16 protein-coding genes are annotated in these 13,805 nt (G+C 69.0%); 1 reads left to right on the top strand and 15 read right to left on the bottom strand.

Annotated features, from left to right (window positions below):
• Positions 1 to 240: 240 nt before the first annotated feature.
• The 15 genes from Ssi02_RS06755 to Ssi02_RS06825 all read right to left on the bottom strand — a co-directional run bounded on the left by Ssi02_RS06755 (position 241) and on the right by Ssi02_RS06825 (position 12,547).
• Complete coding sequence (locus Ssi02_RS06755) at positions 241 to 1,611, bottom strand: tyrosine-type recombinase/integrase (protein WP_204022233.1); 1,371 nt, start codon at positions 1,609 to 1,611, stop codon at positions 241 to 243.
• Between the two features lie 10 nt (positions 1,612 to 1,621).
• The gene (locus Ssi02_RS06760; RefSeq protein ID WP_204022236.1) at positions 1,622 to 1,807 is read right to left on the bottom strand and encodes a helix-turn-helix transcriptional regulator; all 186 of its coding nucleotides are present in this window, start codon (positions 1,805 to 1,807) and stop codon (positions 1,622 to 1,624) included.
• 188 nt (positions 1,808 to 1,995) lie between these two features.
• Complete coding sequence (locus Ssi02_RS06765) at positions 1,996 to 3,189, bottom strand: DUF3631 domain-containing protein (RefSeq protein ID WP_239128656.1); 1,194 nt, start codon at positions 3,187 to 3,189, stop codon at positions 1,996 to 1,998.
• Positions 3,186 to 4,484 (bottom strand): bifunctional DNA primase/polymerase, encoded by a 1,299-nt coding sequence (locus Ssi02_RS06770; protein ID WP_204022239.1) that lies wholly within the window; start codon positions 4,482 to 4,484, stop codon positions 3,186 to 3,188. The genes Ssi02_RS06765 and Ssi02_RS06770 overlap by 4 nt, the downstream gene beginning before the upstream one ends.
• Entirely contained in the window at positions 4,481 to 5,203 is a 723-nt protein-coding gene (locus Ssi02_RS06775) for a DNA cytosine methyltransferase (RefSeq protein ID WP_204022242.1), read from the bottom strand. Before Ssi02_RS06775 ends, Ssi02_RS06770 begins: the two co-directional genes overlap by 4 nt.
• Positions 5,196 to 5,468 (bottom strand): hypothetical protein, encoded by a 273-nt coding sequence (locus tag Ssi02_RS06780; protein WP_204022245.1) that lies wholly within the window; start codon positions 5,466 to 5,468, stop codon positions 5,196 to 5,198. The genes Ssi02_RS06775 and Ssi02_RS06780 overlap by 8 nt, the downstream gene beginning before the upstream one ends.
• 89 nt (positions 5,469 to 5,557) lie before the next feature.
• Entirely contained in the window at positions 5,558 to 6,055 is a 498-nt protein-coding gene (locus Ssi02_RS06785) for a single-stranded DNA-binding protein (protein ID WP_204022248.1), read from the bottom strand.
• A 49-nt stretch (positions 6,056 to 6,104) separates the two neighbouring features.
• A complete protein-coding gene (locus tag Ssi02_RS06790) occupies positions 6,105 to 6,383 on the bottom strand; it encodes a hypothetical protein (protein WP_204022250.1) in 279 nt (92 codons plus the stop codon).
• 296 nt (positions 6,384 to 6,679) lie between these two features.
• Positions 6,680 to 8,782 carry an FtsK/SpoIIIE domain-containing protein gene (locus tag Ssi02_RS06795; protein WP_204022253.1) on the bottom strand — a complete coding sequence of 701 codons (2,103 nt, stop codon included), beginning with the start codon at positions 8,780 to 8,782 and terminating at the stop codon, positions 6,680 to 6,682.
• A gap of 20 nt (positions 8,783 to 8,802) precedes the next feature.
• On the bottom strand, positions 8,803 to 10,392 hold the full coding sequence (locus Ssi02_RS06800; protein WP_204022256.1) for a hypothetical protein: 1,590 nt from the start codon (positions 10,390 to 10,392) through the stop codon (positions 8,803 to 8,805).
• A 12-nt stretch (positions 10,393 to 10,404) separates the two neighbouring features.
• Positions 10,405 to 11,457, bottom strand: coding sequence for a hypothetical protein (locus Ssi02_RS06805; RefSeq protein WP_204022259.1), 1,053 nt, complete (start codon positions 11,455 to 11,457; stop codon positions 10,405 to 10,407).
• Complete coding sequence (locus tag Ssi02_RS06810; protein ID WP_204022261.1) at positions 11,454 to 11,624, bottom strand: hypothetical protein; 171 nt, start codon at positions 11,622 to 11,624, stop codon at positions 11,454 to 11,456. Before Ssi02_RS06810 ends, Ssi02_RS06805 begins: the two co-directional genes overlap by 4 nt.
• Positions 11,621 to 11,824, bottom strand: coding sequence for a hypothetical protein (locus Ssi02_RS06815; protein ID WP_204022263.1), 204 nt, complete (start codon positions 11,822 to 11,824; stop codon positions 11,621 to 11,623). Before Ssi02_RS06815 ends, Ssi02_RS06810 begins: the two co-directional genes overlap by 4 nt.
• Entirely contained in the window at positions 11,821 to 12,204 is a 384-nt protein-coding gene (locus tag Ssi02_RS06820; RefSeq protein ID WP_204022265.1) for an RRQRL motif-containing zinc-binding protein, read from the bottom strand. The genes Ssi02_RS06815 and Ssi02_RS06820 overlap by 4 nt, the downstream gene beginning before the upstream one ends.
• 16 nt (positions 12,205 to 12,220) lie before the next feature.
• The gene (locus Ssi02_RS06825; protein WP_204022267.1) at positions 12,221 to 12,547 is read right to left on the bottom strand and encodes a WhiB family transcriptional regulator; all 327 of its coding nucleotides are present in this window, start codon (positions 12,545 to 12,547) and stop codon (positions 12,221 to 12,223) included.
• 492 nt (positions 12,548 to 13,039) lie between these two features.
• Here Ssi02_RS06825 and Ssi02_RS06830 point away from each other — a divergent pair, with 492 nt between their 5' ends.
• Positions 13,040 to 13,804 (top strand): GntR family transcriptional regulator, encoded by a 765-nt coding sequence (locus Ssi02_RS06830; RefSeq protein ID WP_204022269.1) that lies wholly within the window; start codon positions 13,040 to 13,042, stop codon positions 13,802 to 13,804.
• Position 13,805: the final 1 nt, after the last annotated feature.

The raw sequence follows: 13,805 nt of genomic DNA on the forward strand, positions 1-13,805 counted from the left end.
CACAGTTGCGGGGGCCGACATGTGTCAGCCGCGCAGTCCAGAAAGCCGCACTCAGTCGGCGATCCGATCGTGCACACTCCGAGCAGAGCTGAGCGGACTGCCCCGGGTTACCCCTAGGCGGCGACCAGGTCAAACATTGTGTGATGCCGTGGATCTAGCCGCTGACCAGTGTGAATGGTGTTAGAGCGGGCGGGTCTCTAGTCCCGTAGCGCTAACGCTTGCTGGTTGTGGACCAACCCTCTAGCGCGCAAGCATGGTCTCTATCCGGCGGTTATTCTGATCTTGCCGACCGTCGAGGCACTTGACGTAACGCTTGAGGAGCACTTCTACGCTATTACCTGCGCGGGCAGCTACCTCGGTGGCATCTACCCCGGCGTTGAGCCAGACGGACAAAGCGGCGTGCCGAAGGTCGTAGGGACGTCTAGCCAGCGGCGACGCCACCTGTTGCGGCGTGAAGGCGAAGCGGCGGGCTTCCTTCCAGGCTCGGGCATATGTAGAGGCACCAAGCACCCCTCCGCGCTCGTTGCGGAACAGGCGCCCATCGGGGGCGGTGCCAAACTCTTCCAAGTGATGGCGAAGGATGGTTACCAGTTCGGGCGGCACGGGGACCTCTCGGACGGCGCTCGTGTCGCGCTGCTTCAAGCCGCGGAGATCGTGGACCGTACCCGTATCCGTCCACTGCTTACCGCTGCTGGGGCGGGTCTTGGCCAGAGTGAGCAGTCCCCACCCCTCATCGGGTAGATCACAATCATCCCGCCGTAGCCCCACAGCTTCGGCGGGTCGAACGCCCGCAAAGTACAGCGTGGCGAAGAACGCCACCAAACGGCGACCTCGGGCACGGTGCCAGCTTCCGACATAGGACACGGCAGCGATCAGCTCCCGAGCTTGTTCGGGATTGACGACGGCGCGTCGATCTACGACGTCATCTCTGGCGACCTTCTTTCGCTTGATTCGCTTGAGCGGGTTCTCATCGAGTTCGCCGAGGTCCACGCCGTACTCCAGAGCGGTGTTCAGCCCTCGGCGCCGGCGTGCACTTGTGTCGGCGGCGGCGGGCCGTAGATCTAGGGTGAGGCTGAGTGCATCACTTACACGGCGCGCAACGATCGGATCAGCCATATCGGCGAGCGGAAGCGTTGACCGTTGGAGAATCCGTATGGTCATCGCCAGCTTGGCGGGTACTGCTTCATCATTCTCGCGGGGAATCAACGCCCATTGCATGGCGGCGCGGACCTCCCGGCGGGGCAGAGTGATCGACTCTCCGTCGAGCATGGCGAATGTGGCAACCGCCAAACTGTCCACGATGCCCTCGCGGGTTTTCGCGGCGGCATTGGGCCAACGCATCGCCGTATATGCGACGGTGAAGTCGTACCAGGTCATGGGCGGTTTCTCGGCTTTTGCCGCCAGCATGGAAGTGGGCAACCCGCTTCCCGCGTCGAAGAGTTCGCCGGACTTTGCAGCTTTAAGCAGGTCGGCGCGAAAGCCGTCGGCGAGAGCCTTTGTCAGGAAGGACTTGGACTTAGGCTCTGCCCCGACCTTCCAACGCAACTGGTATGGCTTGGCGCGGCCCTTGCGGTTCCGGATACTCCAGACCACAACGTCATGAGTCAGCATCGACGGTTCCTTACGCTGCGGTGGTCTCGAAGGTGGCGAGCCATGTGTCGAGATCGCGCCGCCGGATACGTACCTTGCCGTTGGGGAGCTTGATGCGCTTAGGTCCACGCCCCGTGTTGAGCCACCTGTAGAACGTGGACTTAGGCACGTCCAGCTCGTCTAACACCTCGGCGACGGACAGCATGGTCTTGGCCATGGCAACCCAGCCTTTCGGCATCGTGATCGGAATGAGGGCTTGAATTCGACCTCGACGTGTCTACATCGGTCGACTTTTAGAGGGGGTAGCCGTCCCAGCCGTCCCAGGCTCATTTCCCCAGGTCAACCCCGGGACGGCTTTTTCTGTGGGACGGCCTAAGCCGTCCCACGACGTTCGGGCGGGACGGCTCAAGCCGTCCCAGGAATCGGAGCCGTCCCGCCCTGACCTGCACTGATGATGCTGGGACGGCTGGGACGGCTACCCCTCCCGAACGGGAGCACATCCCCCTCGGGAACGGGATCGGATGGGCAGTAGCGCGCCCATGCGTCGGCGAAATCGGCCCGCAGGTAGCCCTTGGCCTGTCCCCCGGGGAAGCGGATATTGCCTGATCGGATGTCGTATTCGCGTAGCAGTGCGCCGAGGCGCATTGCGGTGAGGCCGGCGGGTCCGTGTTCCGCCCATTCGCCTTCCGGGTCGGCCTTGAGCCGTTCGAGTAGCACGGCGGTCGGCAGGGCGGTGTCGTCGGTGAATGCGGCGCGGCATGCGGTGAGCAGGCGCACACGCACTGAGGATTGGTCGTTGTCGTCGGCCTCGGCGGTGAGGGTCAGGGCGGCGGTGCGGCTTCGGTCCGGCCAGTCTCCGCCGGCGTGGTCGGCGACGATGACGAGCGGTTCCCAGGTGTCGGCGGCGCGGTCTTCCACAGGCATGGGCGGCTCTGCCTGCTCCAACTCTGCCAGGTCGGCGCGCAGCCACGCCGAGACGTGATGGGCCAGGGCTTGGAGTCCTGTACGGTCGCGGCGGTGCCGGTAGGGGGCGACGGTCTCACCGGGAGCGCGGCGCCGCATGCGCACGACCACCGCCCGGTCTTCGATGGTGTCGGGCATCTGGCCGATGCCCGCCAGCGCGGCCATGGCGAACGTGGGGATGCTCTCCACGCGGTTGGTCGCGGCGTCGTACCTCTTGGCGGGCCGGTTGCGCTGGTGTCCGGCGTTGAGGAGGCCGCGAAGGTCCTCGTTGCCGTCGGCCTTGGGGCCGAATATGGTGTCGGCCTCGTCCACAAGCATCGTGGGCGGGTCCTCGGTGATGGATCGGTAGACCGCCGCCGAGCTTGAGTTGACGGTGATGAACGGCTCATGGCACGTCGCCTCCACGACGTCCAGCAGCCGGGACTTGCCGCACCTTTTCTCCGGGCCTCGGATGACCAGGCGCGGCGCGTGCGCCCACGCGGGTTGGGCGTGCGTGGCTGCGATCCACAGCGTGACCGCGTCGGCGGCCTCGGCGGACGGCAGGATCACGTACCGGATCAGGGCGGCGCGCAGCCGGTCAAGCAGCTCCGCGCCGTCGGTGCGGTGGTTCATGGCGTGTTCTCCCAGGGTGCTCATGCGCTCTTACGCCGGCGGGGTGCGGCGTTCATGCCTGCTTTGAGACCGCTCGCGATGACGGCTGCGATCTCGCGGGGGGAGTTGGGGACTCCATCGGCGTTGGCGGCCTCGGCGGCGCCGTGAAGCGCGGCGGTGACCACCTCGGCGGGCAGCACGCCGCGTTTCACGAGTTGCCCGAGGTTGAACGCGGCGATGTTCAGGGTTTGGTTCCGGGAGCCGTGCCGTGCGGTGGCGACGCGGTCGGCCTCGGCGCGCAGAGCGGCGGTGCCGTACCTGCTCAGCCGATGCTCGGGCAGGGCGGCAAGCAGATCGGCGGCACCGATCGGGGGCGGCGGTGCCGGGGTGAGCGCCTCGGTGAGCCATGCCGGGAGCGGTGCGGGTGGCAGGTCGTTGACGACCTCGTATGTGCCGGTGCCGTCGCTTTGGCGGACGTGGCTGCCGGGGCCGACGACGTATCCGCCGGACGCGCGGGTGTCGATGAGCCAGCCGAGGCCGCCGTTCCTGCCCGCGCTGTTGCGCAGCTCGACGTCGTGCGGTGCGGTGAAGTACAGGTGCAGCCCCCCGCGCCGGGTCCGTACGGTCAAGGTGTCGGCGGGGTATGGCCGGTCTCGGTCGGCACATAGAAGGCGGAAGACCTCCTCACCGCAGGTGGCGCCGTGCTCGATGGCTTCGGCGGGCGGTTGCTCGCCGGGCTTGGGCATGTCGAGGTCGATCACGACGAGCCGGGAGGGGCCGCACGCCACGCCGATGTTGTACGGGGCGCGCGGCCAGAACGCGGTGATGCGGTCGGAATCGGAGGTGGCGTGTCGTTCCCAGTCGGTGAAGCCGCGCAGAGGTTTCTTGCCGTGCGGGGTGAGGGGGAAGACCGCCCACCCGCGGCGTGCGCACGCAAGGGCGTGGTCGGTGAGGTCGGTGCTTGACGGGGGCTGGATCGGGTCGGCCTGCCGGAATCGGCGTACGGGCATGCCCGCGGCCTCGGCGATGCGTGCGGTGTGGCTGGCGCCAGGACTGTCGTTGTGGATGAAGGCCAGGCACAGGTCAGCGCCCATGGCCACCATGGCGGCGTTGCGCCTGATCCCGGCGGCCCTGCCGTAGGTGTCCCAGTCGGCCGGATGGCGTTCCACGGGGCCGCCCCAGCTTCGCCAGACCGATTCGGCGATAGCGTCGGCACCACGCGGGCATGCCCCGCTGACCAGGGTGGCGGCGCCGTCGCGCCGGACCTCGGAGAGTGCCATGCGGACAGTGGTCTCATCGGTCCACGTCCGGGAGCCGGTGACCAGGATGCGCGCGGTCATGCGGCGTGCCCCTTGCCGCTTTGCACGGCGCTGGTGATGATGCGGCCGATGTAGTGGGTGTATGCGGGTGGGATGGCTTCGCGCAGCTCGTCGCGGGTAGCCCAGGGCATTCCCATGATGCGGCGGGCCAGCGGGACGCCGGAGAAGTTGCCAACGACGTGCATGAACTCGCCATCCTGTACAGGTCTGCCCATCTTGGCCGTAGGGGCACTGTGGACGGGGTGTGGCGGGGCAGGGACGGTGACTCCGCCGCCGGTCTCGAATCCGCGGTGCCGGTAGGTGCGCAGCCCGAACATGGCACCGCAGAGGATGACCGGACGCTCAAGCGGTGCGCCGATCACGTTTTCGATCAGATACGGCTTGCCGGTGGCCTGGAGTACCTGGCGGAGTGGGTCGATCAAATCGGGGTGGATTCGGCCGCGGATTCGCTGGGCCATGGTGTACGCCTGGCAGGGAGGGGAGGCATTGATGACGTCGAACTTGTGTCCGTGCTTGCGGACGAAGTCGATCGCGTCGGCCTGGCAGAAGTCGAAGGGGTAGTTGGGCTGGGGGGCGATGTCGACGCCGGTCACGTCGAATCCGGCCAGGTGGTAGCCCATTGAGGCGCCGCCGGCGCAGCAGAACAGGTCAAGCAGGCGCAGCCCGTTCGGCGTACGCCTGTCGAGCGTGGGCATCGCGGGATGGGCATCAAAGAGCGGCAGGGATGCGACCTCACCCATTGGACGCCTTCCTTCCGGGGCGCCACAGCCCGGTGCCCGCACACAGTCGGCACGTCATGGGGCGGTAGGCGACGGCGGGGGCGGTGGTGATGGCGTCCAATGGGGTAGTGGGGTGCAGCACGAGGGATAGGCCGTCCCATCCGAGGCGGACCGCCACGAGCGGCGGAGGGACGTGGGCGGGGGTGCCGGCAACGGGGATGGCGCCGAATCCGGCGATGCGAACGGCGTGGCCGGGCCGTAGATCGGCGACGCGTGCAGGTGTCATGCTGGTAAGTGCCTTCCTTCCTGATACGAAGTGGGCGCGGCCTCGGCGGTGTGCTTGGTGGTGTGCCGCCGAGGCCGCATGGGAGCTTGCTAGAACGGCGGCTTGTCGTCGCTCCACGGGTCGCCGGCGCCGCCGTCGTGGCCGGTGCGCGCGTTGCCGGTTGCCTTCTCCGTGTTGGTCCAGGCGTCGCCGTGCCCACTGGCTTGGCCCTTGCCGCCGGTGCGGGCGGCCTTTTGGGGTTTGGCGGTGGCGAAGCGGAGGGAGGGGCCGATCTCGTCGACGGTCATCTCGATGACGGTGCGCCGGTCGCCGTCGCTGGTGTCGTAGGTGCGCATGCGCAGCCGTCCGGTGGCGATGACGCGGGTGCCCCGGGTGAGGGATTCGCACACGTGCTCCGCCAGGTCGCGCCATGCGCTGCACCGCATGAACAGGGCTTCGCCGTCCTGCCACTGCTCAACCTGCTTGTTGTAGGTGCGGGAGCTTGAGGCGATGGTGAATCCGGCGACGGCGGTGCCGCTCGCGATGAAGCGCAGTTCGGGATCGCCGGTCAGGTTGCCGATGATGGTGATGGTGGTCTCGCCGGACATGGCAGGTCTTCCTTTCAGGCTGTAGGGGAGACGTGCGGGGTGGAGCCGGTCAGCGGACGTTCAGCAACCGGGCGCCGGCGCGGGGGCGTAACCCGGTGCCGTCGCAGTCGGGGCAGTAGCCGGTCGAGGAGGCGAACAGGAGGCTTCGCCGGTAGCCGATGCCCTTGCAGGGGCGGCACTTGGCGTAGGGGCGCCGGATCAGGCGGCGCCGGTAGCCGATCAGCGCGCCGGCCAGGACGGGCAAAGCCAGCATCGAGAGCAGGAACGCGCCGTGGAACGTGGCGACAAGAGCGGTGGCGAGAGCGGCGAGAAGGGCGATTTTCGGCATGGCGAACCACAACCTTCGGCGTAGCGGGGTGAAAGACAGGCGTGCGATCTAGGCGAATCCGATGACGCTCAGTAATGAGGGTGGGAGTCGTCGCGGAGAGCGTCCGGGTGGGTGTGGGGGCCACACGTGGGGGGTGGCAGGTAGGGGGGCCAACGCGGTCGGAGGCGTCGGAACGGGGGGTGTCATACCCCCCGCACACCCCCACACGGCGTGGTGTTTGCGCTGGTGAGGTGGGTGTGTGGGTCACACGTGCGGGGGTGTGTGGGTGTGTGGGCCGCACGTGGGGCCCACACACCTCATGCGGCGGGCCATGCGGTGACCTGTTCGGGCACCGCCAACTCACCGCTTTGAACACGCTCCGCAGCCGCCGACAGGTCGTCACGGGCGTAACCGCGTCCGCGTTCCCCGGCACGCAGGAACGGGTTCGACAACGGTGTGACGCCGAGGGGGCGAAGCAGGTCGGCCAACGCCGTGGGGTTGGGCTTGCCCTCGGCGTCGAGGATGGACAGGGCGGCGGCAAGTTCCTCACTGTGCAGGCGGGCGGTTCCTGCCGTATCGAACGCTGCGAGGGCTCTTAGCAGCACTTCGGGGATCGGGCGGGCGGAGACCGCGGGGATGCCCGCGGCCGGTCGCACGGTGTGCAGCGTCGGGCCGGACTGCTGCTGGGCAACATGCTCGATTCGGTGAGGATCGGGCCAACCGAGCGATCCGGCGTGCCGGTGGATCAGCTCGTGAGGGTCGGGCCAACTGCCGGCACCGTCGGGCACCGCAGCCAACCGGCGCGGAGCAACCGCGGGGGCGGGCACGGGCAACTCGTCGAGTTCGGCGTCGGGGTTGGTGAAGGCTTGACGCATGCGGTTCAACCGCATCGCGTAGTGCGGTCCGGCCGCAGCGGCAGAGGCCGCGTCTAGGTCGGGCCGCATCGCAGCGATGGAGACGGCGGCTTGCTCAATCTGGGCGGGAAGCACCTGAAAACCTCGGAACGGGCGCGGCGGTGACCCGTCGAAACTGATGAAGCCGGTGCCCTTGCCGGCGAGCTGATCCATGGACACGCCGGCCTTCCAACCGAACATGTGGCCAAGCTCTTCATTGTCGGGTCCGTGCATCTGGATGCGCACGCCGGCCTGTTTGCGCATGTTGACCGGTACCAGGTCGGACGTCGGCCGCAACGCGGACAGGATCAGGTTGACCGCTTCGTTGCGGCCGATGTTCTGCAACTCGCTCAGCATGGCTTGCAGGTCGCGGTCTTTGACCGCTTGCGCGCCCTCGTCGACCACGATGGTGATCTGCGGGAGATCGGCGCTGACCGGTAGCAGGTTGGTGTTGTGGGCGCGTTTGAGCTGCCGGTAGCTGGCTTTGCGGTGCTTGGCGATGGAGATCGCGGCCTCAAGCATGAACTTGCCCTCGACCAGGTTCGGGGCGGCCCAGTCGATCGGGCAACGGGCAACCCTACCGTCCAACCACACGTCGATCCAGGGTTGCGTCAGCCCCCCGCCGTTGAGGTCGAGATGCCACACGATGTTGTCGGCGCACCGCCCCAACGCGATCGACACGGCCTGTAGCAGGGTGGTCTTTCCCGAGCCCCGCTTGCCCGCGATCAACGTCGCCTCCTCTCGCACCTCGGCGCCGCACGGGTCGGAGTTGGCGTGTTCGCCGAACTCGATCGCTTCCAGCACACTTTGCGGGGAGTAGTCGGGCGGGTAGTCGACGACCTGGGCAAGCCGGTTGACCGTGGAGACGCGCAGGACGACCGCGCCGCGGTGCTCACCGGCCGCGACCTCCACGCCGCACCCCTCGGGCAGGCGCGCGTCGGTGGCGAGCCCTTCGGCGTAACCGGCCACCTGGCCGCGGGTGACGCCACCGCCGGGGAGGTCGGCGTGCACGTCGTAGCCGGTGCCGTTCGGCCAGGTGCGAACCTGGGTGACCACGACGCGGACACGGCACACGCGCAGAATGCGAGCTTCCCATTCCGCGCCGATCCGTCCGCCCTGCCGCAGCACCAGCGCGGTGCCGCCGCCCGCCGTCTCGGTGCGGGAGCGGGGACGGGCGAGCGGTGCGAGAAGCCCGGCGGTCAGCGCCCCGATGCCGAGGGCGGCGAAGGTGTTCAGGTTCCACGGGGTGGCGGCAAGGGCGTAGGTCAGCCAGCTTCCGGCGCCGATCCAGCAGCCCAGCCGGTACAGCAGCCCGGCGGGGGCGAGGTCTTGGCGGGCACTCACCACGACCGTGCCCAGCGCGCCGGCGACGGTGAACGCTCCTCCCCAGATCGTCTCAAGGTTGACGGCGTCGCCGACGGTCGCAAGCGCCGCGAGGGCGAGCGCGCCCTGTACGGCGGCGCCGGCCGCGCCGCGGGGGCGCAGCGACCAGTCGGCGCGCGGGGTACGGGTCGTGGTGGTGCCCACCGGATTGCCTCCTCTTCGGATCAGACGTTCCACAGGGGTTCGTTCGTGCGCGGCGCCTCCTCGCGGCGAAGGTCGTCGGCGTGGACCTTCCGGAACAGCGGGCCGATCTCCTCGGCGAGGGAGGTGAGCAGCGCTTGGGCCTGGTAGAGCTGGTAGATCGCGTCCACGACCACCGGGTCGATCGGGTATTCCGATCGCAGACGCTCGGTGTAGGTGCGGATCGACAAGGCCACGTAGGCGGGGACCTCGGCCATCTGGTCAAGTTCGCGGGCGACCTGGAACATGTCGGCCGGGGCGTGCGCGGCGGCGGCGGCGTTCATCTCCGCGGCGACCTGGGTGAGGGGGAAGGCGGTCATGGCGTGTGTCCTCCTGAATCGGGTGCGGGGATCGGCTGGAATCGGAATGAGCGGCGCGGGGTCGGTCTTGTCGCCCGCCGGTTCGCCGGTTGAGGTGTCGTCGGTGTCGGCGTCGGTCTTGGGTACGTCGTCGGTCTCGGTGGGCTCTTCGCGGGGGTCGGTCTGCTCCGGGTCCGGGGCGGCCTCGGGGCGGCGCCTCCATCGGCGAAGCCATGCGGTCAAGGCCGCGGTTGCGGCGGCGGTCGGGCGTGCCAGCCACCGCGACCACACTCGCCGTGCGGCTCCGCCGATGCGCTGGAACCCCCGGCTTTTGCGGACGGTCGCCCATACGGTGCTCAGCCGCCGGCCGGTGCGCCGATCAGCCCATGCGCGCAGCCGCCGGAACGCTCCGCCCGTCGCGCGCCCGGCACGCCGTACGCCCCGACCGGCGGTTTTGGCGGTGCGGCCTGCCGAGCGTGCGCCTTTGTGGAGCACACGCCCGGTGCGCTTGGCGGCTCGACCCGTGGCCTTGGTGATACGGCGGGGGAGCTTGCGGGCACCTCGGGCGGCTTTCCGTGCCCGTTTGGCGGTCTTGCGGTTGTTCTTGCCGGTCCTGCCGGTGCCGTCCGCCGCGCGCCGGGTACCGGCACGTGTGCCGCGCCGTCCGGCGTGGGAACGGCGCCCGTTCCCGTCAAGGTCGCGGTCGGCGCGTCGTCGGCCGGTGCTGCTGGGGTCGGCAGTCGGACGGCCGAAGGGGCGGGGAGGGGACATGGGGTGTGCGGTCCCCGTGCGGCCTTTGCCGTGAGTGTCGCCGGTGCCGCGGGAGCCCCGCTTGCCCGTGCGGTCGCCCCCGTGTCCGAACAGCGCCTCTCCGCGCGGGCGGCGCCCACGCGATCCCCGGCGCTCACGGTCGGCGGAGTGAGCCGGCCGTTCGCCGCGGCCTCGGCGGCGGCGCAGCCGAAGGTAGGCCATCGCGCTGCACGCCGCGGCGGTGGCCATACCCGCGCCGGCCAGACCCCACATCCCGGCGACCTGGTAGAGAGCGGCGCCGGACACCGCCACGGCCGACGCGCCCCCGGCGATGAGGTGACCGACCGGCAGACCCTTCGGCGCGTCGGGCTCGTCGGGGGTGCCGGGCTGGTTCGAGTGCGCGGCGTCGCTGCCGTGGTCGGGGGCGGCGGGCTGCGAGTGGTTCGGTTCGGGCGCGGGGATGGGAACCGCGGTGTCGTCGGGGGGTGGCGTGTCGTCGGTGTACGGGTCGGTGGCGGACGTCATGGGGTGACTCCTCTAAGCGGCTATGGCCGTACGGGGCGGGTCCGTACGGGAGTCGGCAACGGTTGCGGGTGGGGTCGTCGAGTCCGTACCGGCGTCCACCGGTGCAGCGCCGTCGGTCGCGTCCATACGGGCCTCATGCGGTACCGGTGCGGTGTTGTCCTCGGTGTGGATCAGGGCCGTACGGGCGTCCCGTACGGCCTTCTCGCACCATGAGCGGCGCCGTCCCGTCCGGGCTTCCAGCGCGGTGTAGTTCGGTGCCCAGCGTTCGCCCCGGTCGGCGGCACGGAGGATCTCGGTTCGCAGTTCGGCCACGATCTGTTCCCGGCTCACCGCCGGCGGGGCCGCGTCGACGGCCGGTGCGGCGGCGATGCCGGTACGGGCCTCGGCGGTCTCCTCCGTACTGTCGGTGACCTGACTCCGTACGTCGTCCGTACGGGCGACGCCCGTACGGGATTCCGGTACGGGCGCCTCGGCCTCGGCGACGCCGGCAAGGTCGGCGGGCGGTGCGGCGGCGGCCCGGTAGGCGGCGTGCACAGCCTCGGTGATCAGGTGCCGCAGATCGGTGACCGCCTCGGCGGCGCAGAACACCATGCCCGGCGGAACCGAGTGAAGCAGGATCTTCGCCGCATCCAGCGACTCCCACGCGCTCCACGTGTTCATCGCATAGGTGGCCGACAGAGCCACCCACTTCAACGCCCGCACCCACGGACCGGCCTTGATCTGATGGCGGCTGATGATCTGCTCACCGATCAACGCGCCGATCAGGATGAGCGACACCAGCGGGTCAAGCAGCCATGCCGACCACCACGCCAGCGAATATGTGGCGGCGCCGGCGGCGGCGAACTGCTGAACGTTGACGGCGGTGAACGCCAACCCGAGTATCATCCCCGACCAGATCAGCCGATCTACCCACGCGCGCATGCGCTCGATGCGGTAGGCGATGACGTCGGGGTTGGTGTCGTAGGCGCGCACATCGGCCGCGTCCGACGCGGCCAGGGCCAGTTTGGCGGCCCTGCCCTTGGGGCGACCACCGGGGGCGGGCCGCCGGAGTGTCGTCGTGGTCATCGGCTCTCCTCCACGGAGCGGATTTCGACGTAGACGCGAACGCGCAGGTCCCGACCACGGCAGGGATAAGGCCGCGAGACCGCCACGACCTGCACGGCGGGCAACTCGCTCAACGCGGCGGTGACGGCGTCCACCTCTTCAGGCAGACCCATCAGACGGACGCTCACCGCCACAGCCGCCCCCAGCAAACGGGGCACGCGGGCCGGAGACACCAATTGGCGAAATCGGCCGACCACCCGCGCAGAGCCGAATCGGCGTCCCTGCCCGCGCACCGGTCGGCCGCCAGGATGCCGCGGACACGAACCGCCAGCACAACGGCCGACAGCGCCGAGGCCAGACGCGCCGAGGTGGAGCGCCGGGCACTCATGCCGCTATCCCTTCGGCGCAGTCCAGGCAGGTGCCCAGGTGGCGCGGCAGCACGTACCCGACGTCGCGCCGGCAGTCGGGGCAGGTACGGCGGGCCGCCAACGCCTTGCCCAACGCCCTCAACTGGGCGGGGGTGGCGGTGCGCTTCGGGAGCGCGAACCGCACGTCATACAGGTAGGCGGCACGCACACCGCCGGGCGCCCGGTAGCGGCGCGACGCCCACAGGACCTGCCCGACCACCTCTTGACCACCGGGGCGAAGACCGGCGGCGGTCAGTTGACGGCGGGTCATCAGGTGCGGCGGCGCCATGCGCCACGGCCAGGTGGGCAGGCCGTAGCGGCGGCCTGCCGGGTCGAAGAAGCGTGCGCGGAATCGGCCCATCGGACGTGACCGGCCTTCAAGCCGCATCGGCGAACGCGCCGACGGTGTCGTCAGGCAGGTCGGGCAGGTCGGCCGCCGACATGCCCGCCCACACGCCGGAGGTGGGCCGGACACGCATGGCGTAGGCGGCGCACGTCGGCCGCAGCGGGCAGGTGGCGCACACCTGGCGGGCGACGGATTCGCGGGCCGCCCTGTCGTCGGCGTGCTCGATCGCCATACGCGGGCCGGTGTGCAGCTCCGGGTCGTAGGCGCATTCCGGCAGGGAGAGGTCGGTGTCGACGCGCCAGGTCGCTTCCAGGTCGGTGAGGGACATGAGAGCGGGATGGGTGATGCGGTGAGGCATGATGGTGTCCTCCTTGACGGCTTAGCGGTGGTTGAGGAGGCCGGGGCGGCTTCGGGTCTTGGCGGAAACGAGCCGCCCCGGCATGAAGGCTTGGGGAGAGTGGCGACGGCACCGGCGTCTCGAACGGCGGCACCGGCACGTTTAGCCCCTACGTCTGGGGCCTACGCCGTTACGTGCGTAGCTCATGGGCAGGTTCGTCAGCCCTGCCAGGTCGCCTTTTCTCGTGGGAGGCGGTGGCCCACATATTGAGTTGATCAAGAAGCAAGTGCTCAGCCCGTCGGGCGCGCGGCAATGCCGCCTTCCCAGGTCTTCCGGCTGTGCGAGTGGGGTGTGGCGTAGACCGCACCCCGGATCGTTCGACTTGGCCTGACGTGCCAGGTATGCTGGCTAAACGTTAAACGTTTGTCGATCTCCTTGATGATGGGCCCGTGGCTAGCCTGATGTCAATAGACGTCAAACGTTTGGCGTTTGATAGCGACCGAAGAGGGAGATATGGGCATCCCAAACAAGCTGAGCTTCCGTCAGATCGCAGCGCAGATCCGGCAAGAGATCGTTGAGGGCGTCTACCCGACCGCTTCGGTCCTTCCACCCGAGCCGGTGCTTGCCGACAAGTACGGCGCGTCACGAAGCCTGGTCAACAGGGCTATGCAGGTACTTGCAGCCGATGGGCTGATCCGTCCGCGCCAGGGAAGGGGAACCATGGTCACCTACATTCCGCCGATGCTCCACTCAGCGGCTCGTTATTCGCGTGCCGCACGTGAAAGCGGTCAAGCGCGTGGTGCGTTCGACGCAGAAGTTCGCTCGCTGGGACTCGAACCGCGGCACGAAATCACGGTGGAGAGGGCAACACCTCCGGACGACGTGGCAGACGCTCTTGGTCTGCCACGCGGGGAGGAAAACACGTTGGTACGGCGGCGCCGGCTTCTCGCGTCCGACATTCCAGTACGTCTCAATGCCTCATGGTTCCCACTGTCGATCGCAGAGGGCACCGATCTGGAGATCGATGGGCCGAACATCCGTGGTGGCGTGAAGTCCGCTCTAGCTGCACTCGGTTACGCGCAAGTCGAAGCGACTGAGCGCATCATCGTTCGCCCGCCCACGGAGGACGAAGCCGCCGCTCTGGAGATCAGCCCCGAGCGGACGGTTCTCGACATCTTCCACGTCGGCAAGACCGAGAACGGGCAGGCTGTCGAGGTGACTACTACCGTAACGCCCGCGCACTACCTGGTCATTGAGCACAGCTTCCCGCTGGCCTGAT

Origin of the sequence: Sinosporangium siamense, assembly GCF_016863435.1 — a bacterium.
In the GTDB taxonomy this organism is placed as follows: Bacteria; Actinomycetota; Actinomycetes; order Streptosporangiales; family Streptosporangiaceae; genus Sinosporangium; species Sinosporangium siamense.

Excerpts from the sequence above, each read along its gene's own strand:
- Ssi02_RS06755 (WP_204022233.1), bottom strand. The coding sequence starts at position 1,611 with ATGCTGACTCATGACGTTGTGGTCTGGAGTATCCGGAACCGCAAGGGC.
- Ssi02_RS06760 (WP_204022236.1), bottom strand. The coding sequence starts at position 1,807 with ATGGCCAAGACCATGCTGTCCGTCGCCGAGGTGTTAGACGAGCTGGAC.
- Ssi02_RS06765 (WP_239128656.1), bottom strand. The coding sequence starts at position 3,189 with ATGAGCACCCTGGGAGAACACGCCATGAACCACCGCACCGACGGCGCG.
- Ssi02_RS06770 (WP_204022239.1), bottom strand. The coding sequence starts at position 4,484 with ATGACCGCGCGCATCCTGGTCACCGGCTCCCGGACGTGGACCGATGAG.
- Ssi02_RS06775 (WP_204022242.1), bottom strand. The coding sequence starts at position 5,203 with ATGGGTGAGGTCGCATCCCTGCCGCTCTTTGATGCCCATCCCGCGATG.
- Ssi02_RS06780 (WP_204022245.1), bottom strand. The coding sequence starts at position 5,468 with ATGACACCTGCACGCGTCGCCGATCTACGGCCCGGCCACGCCGTTCGC.
- Ssi02_RS06785 (WP_204022248.1), bottom strand. The coding sequence starts at position 6,055 with ATGTCCGGCGAGACCACCATCACCATCATCGGCAACCTGACCGGCGAT.
- Ssi02_RS06790 (WP_204022250.1), bottom strand. The coding sequence starts at position 6,383 with ATGCCGAAAATCGCCCTTCTCGCCGCTCTCGCCACCGCTCTTGTCGCC.
- Ssi02_RS06800 (WP_204022256.1), bottom strand. The coding sequence starts at position 10,392 with ATGACGTCCGCCACCGACCCGTACACCGACGACACGCCACCCCCCGAC.
- Ssi02_RS06805 (WP_204022259.1), bottom strand. The coding sequence starts at position 11,457 with ATGACCACGACGACACTCCGGCGGCCCGCCCCCGGTGGTCGCCCCAAG.
- Ssi02_RS06815 (WP_204022263.1), bottom strand. The coding sequence starts at position 11,824 with ATGAGTGCCCGGCGCTCCACCTCGGCGCGTCTGGCCTCGGCGCTGTCG.
- Ssi02_RS06820 (WP_204022265.1), bottom strand. The coding sequence starts at position 12,204 with ATGGGCCGATTCCGCGCACGCTTCTTCGACCCGGCAGGCCGCCGCTAC.
- Ssi02_RS06825 (WP_204022267.1), bottom strand. The coding sequence starts at position 12,547 with ATGCCTCACCGCATCACCCATCCCGCTCTCATGTCCCTCACCGACCTG.
- Ssi02_RS06830 (WP_204022269.1), top strand. The coding sequence starts at position 13,040 with ATGGGCATCCCAAACAAGCTGAGCTTCCGTCAGATCGCAGCGCAGATC.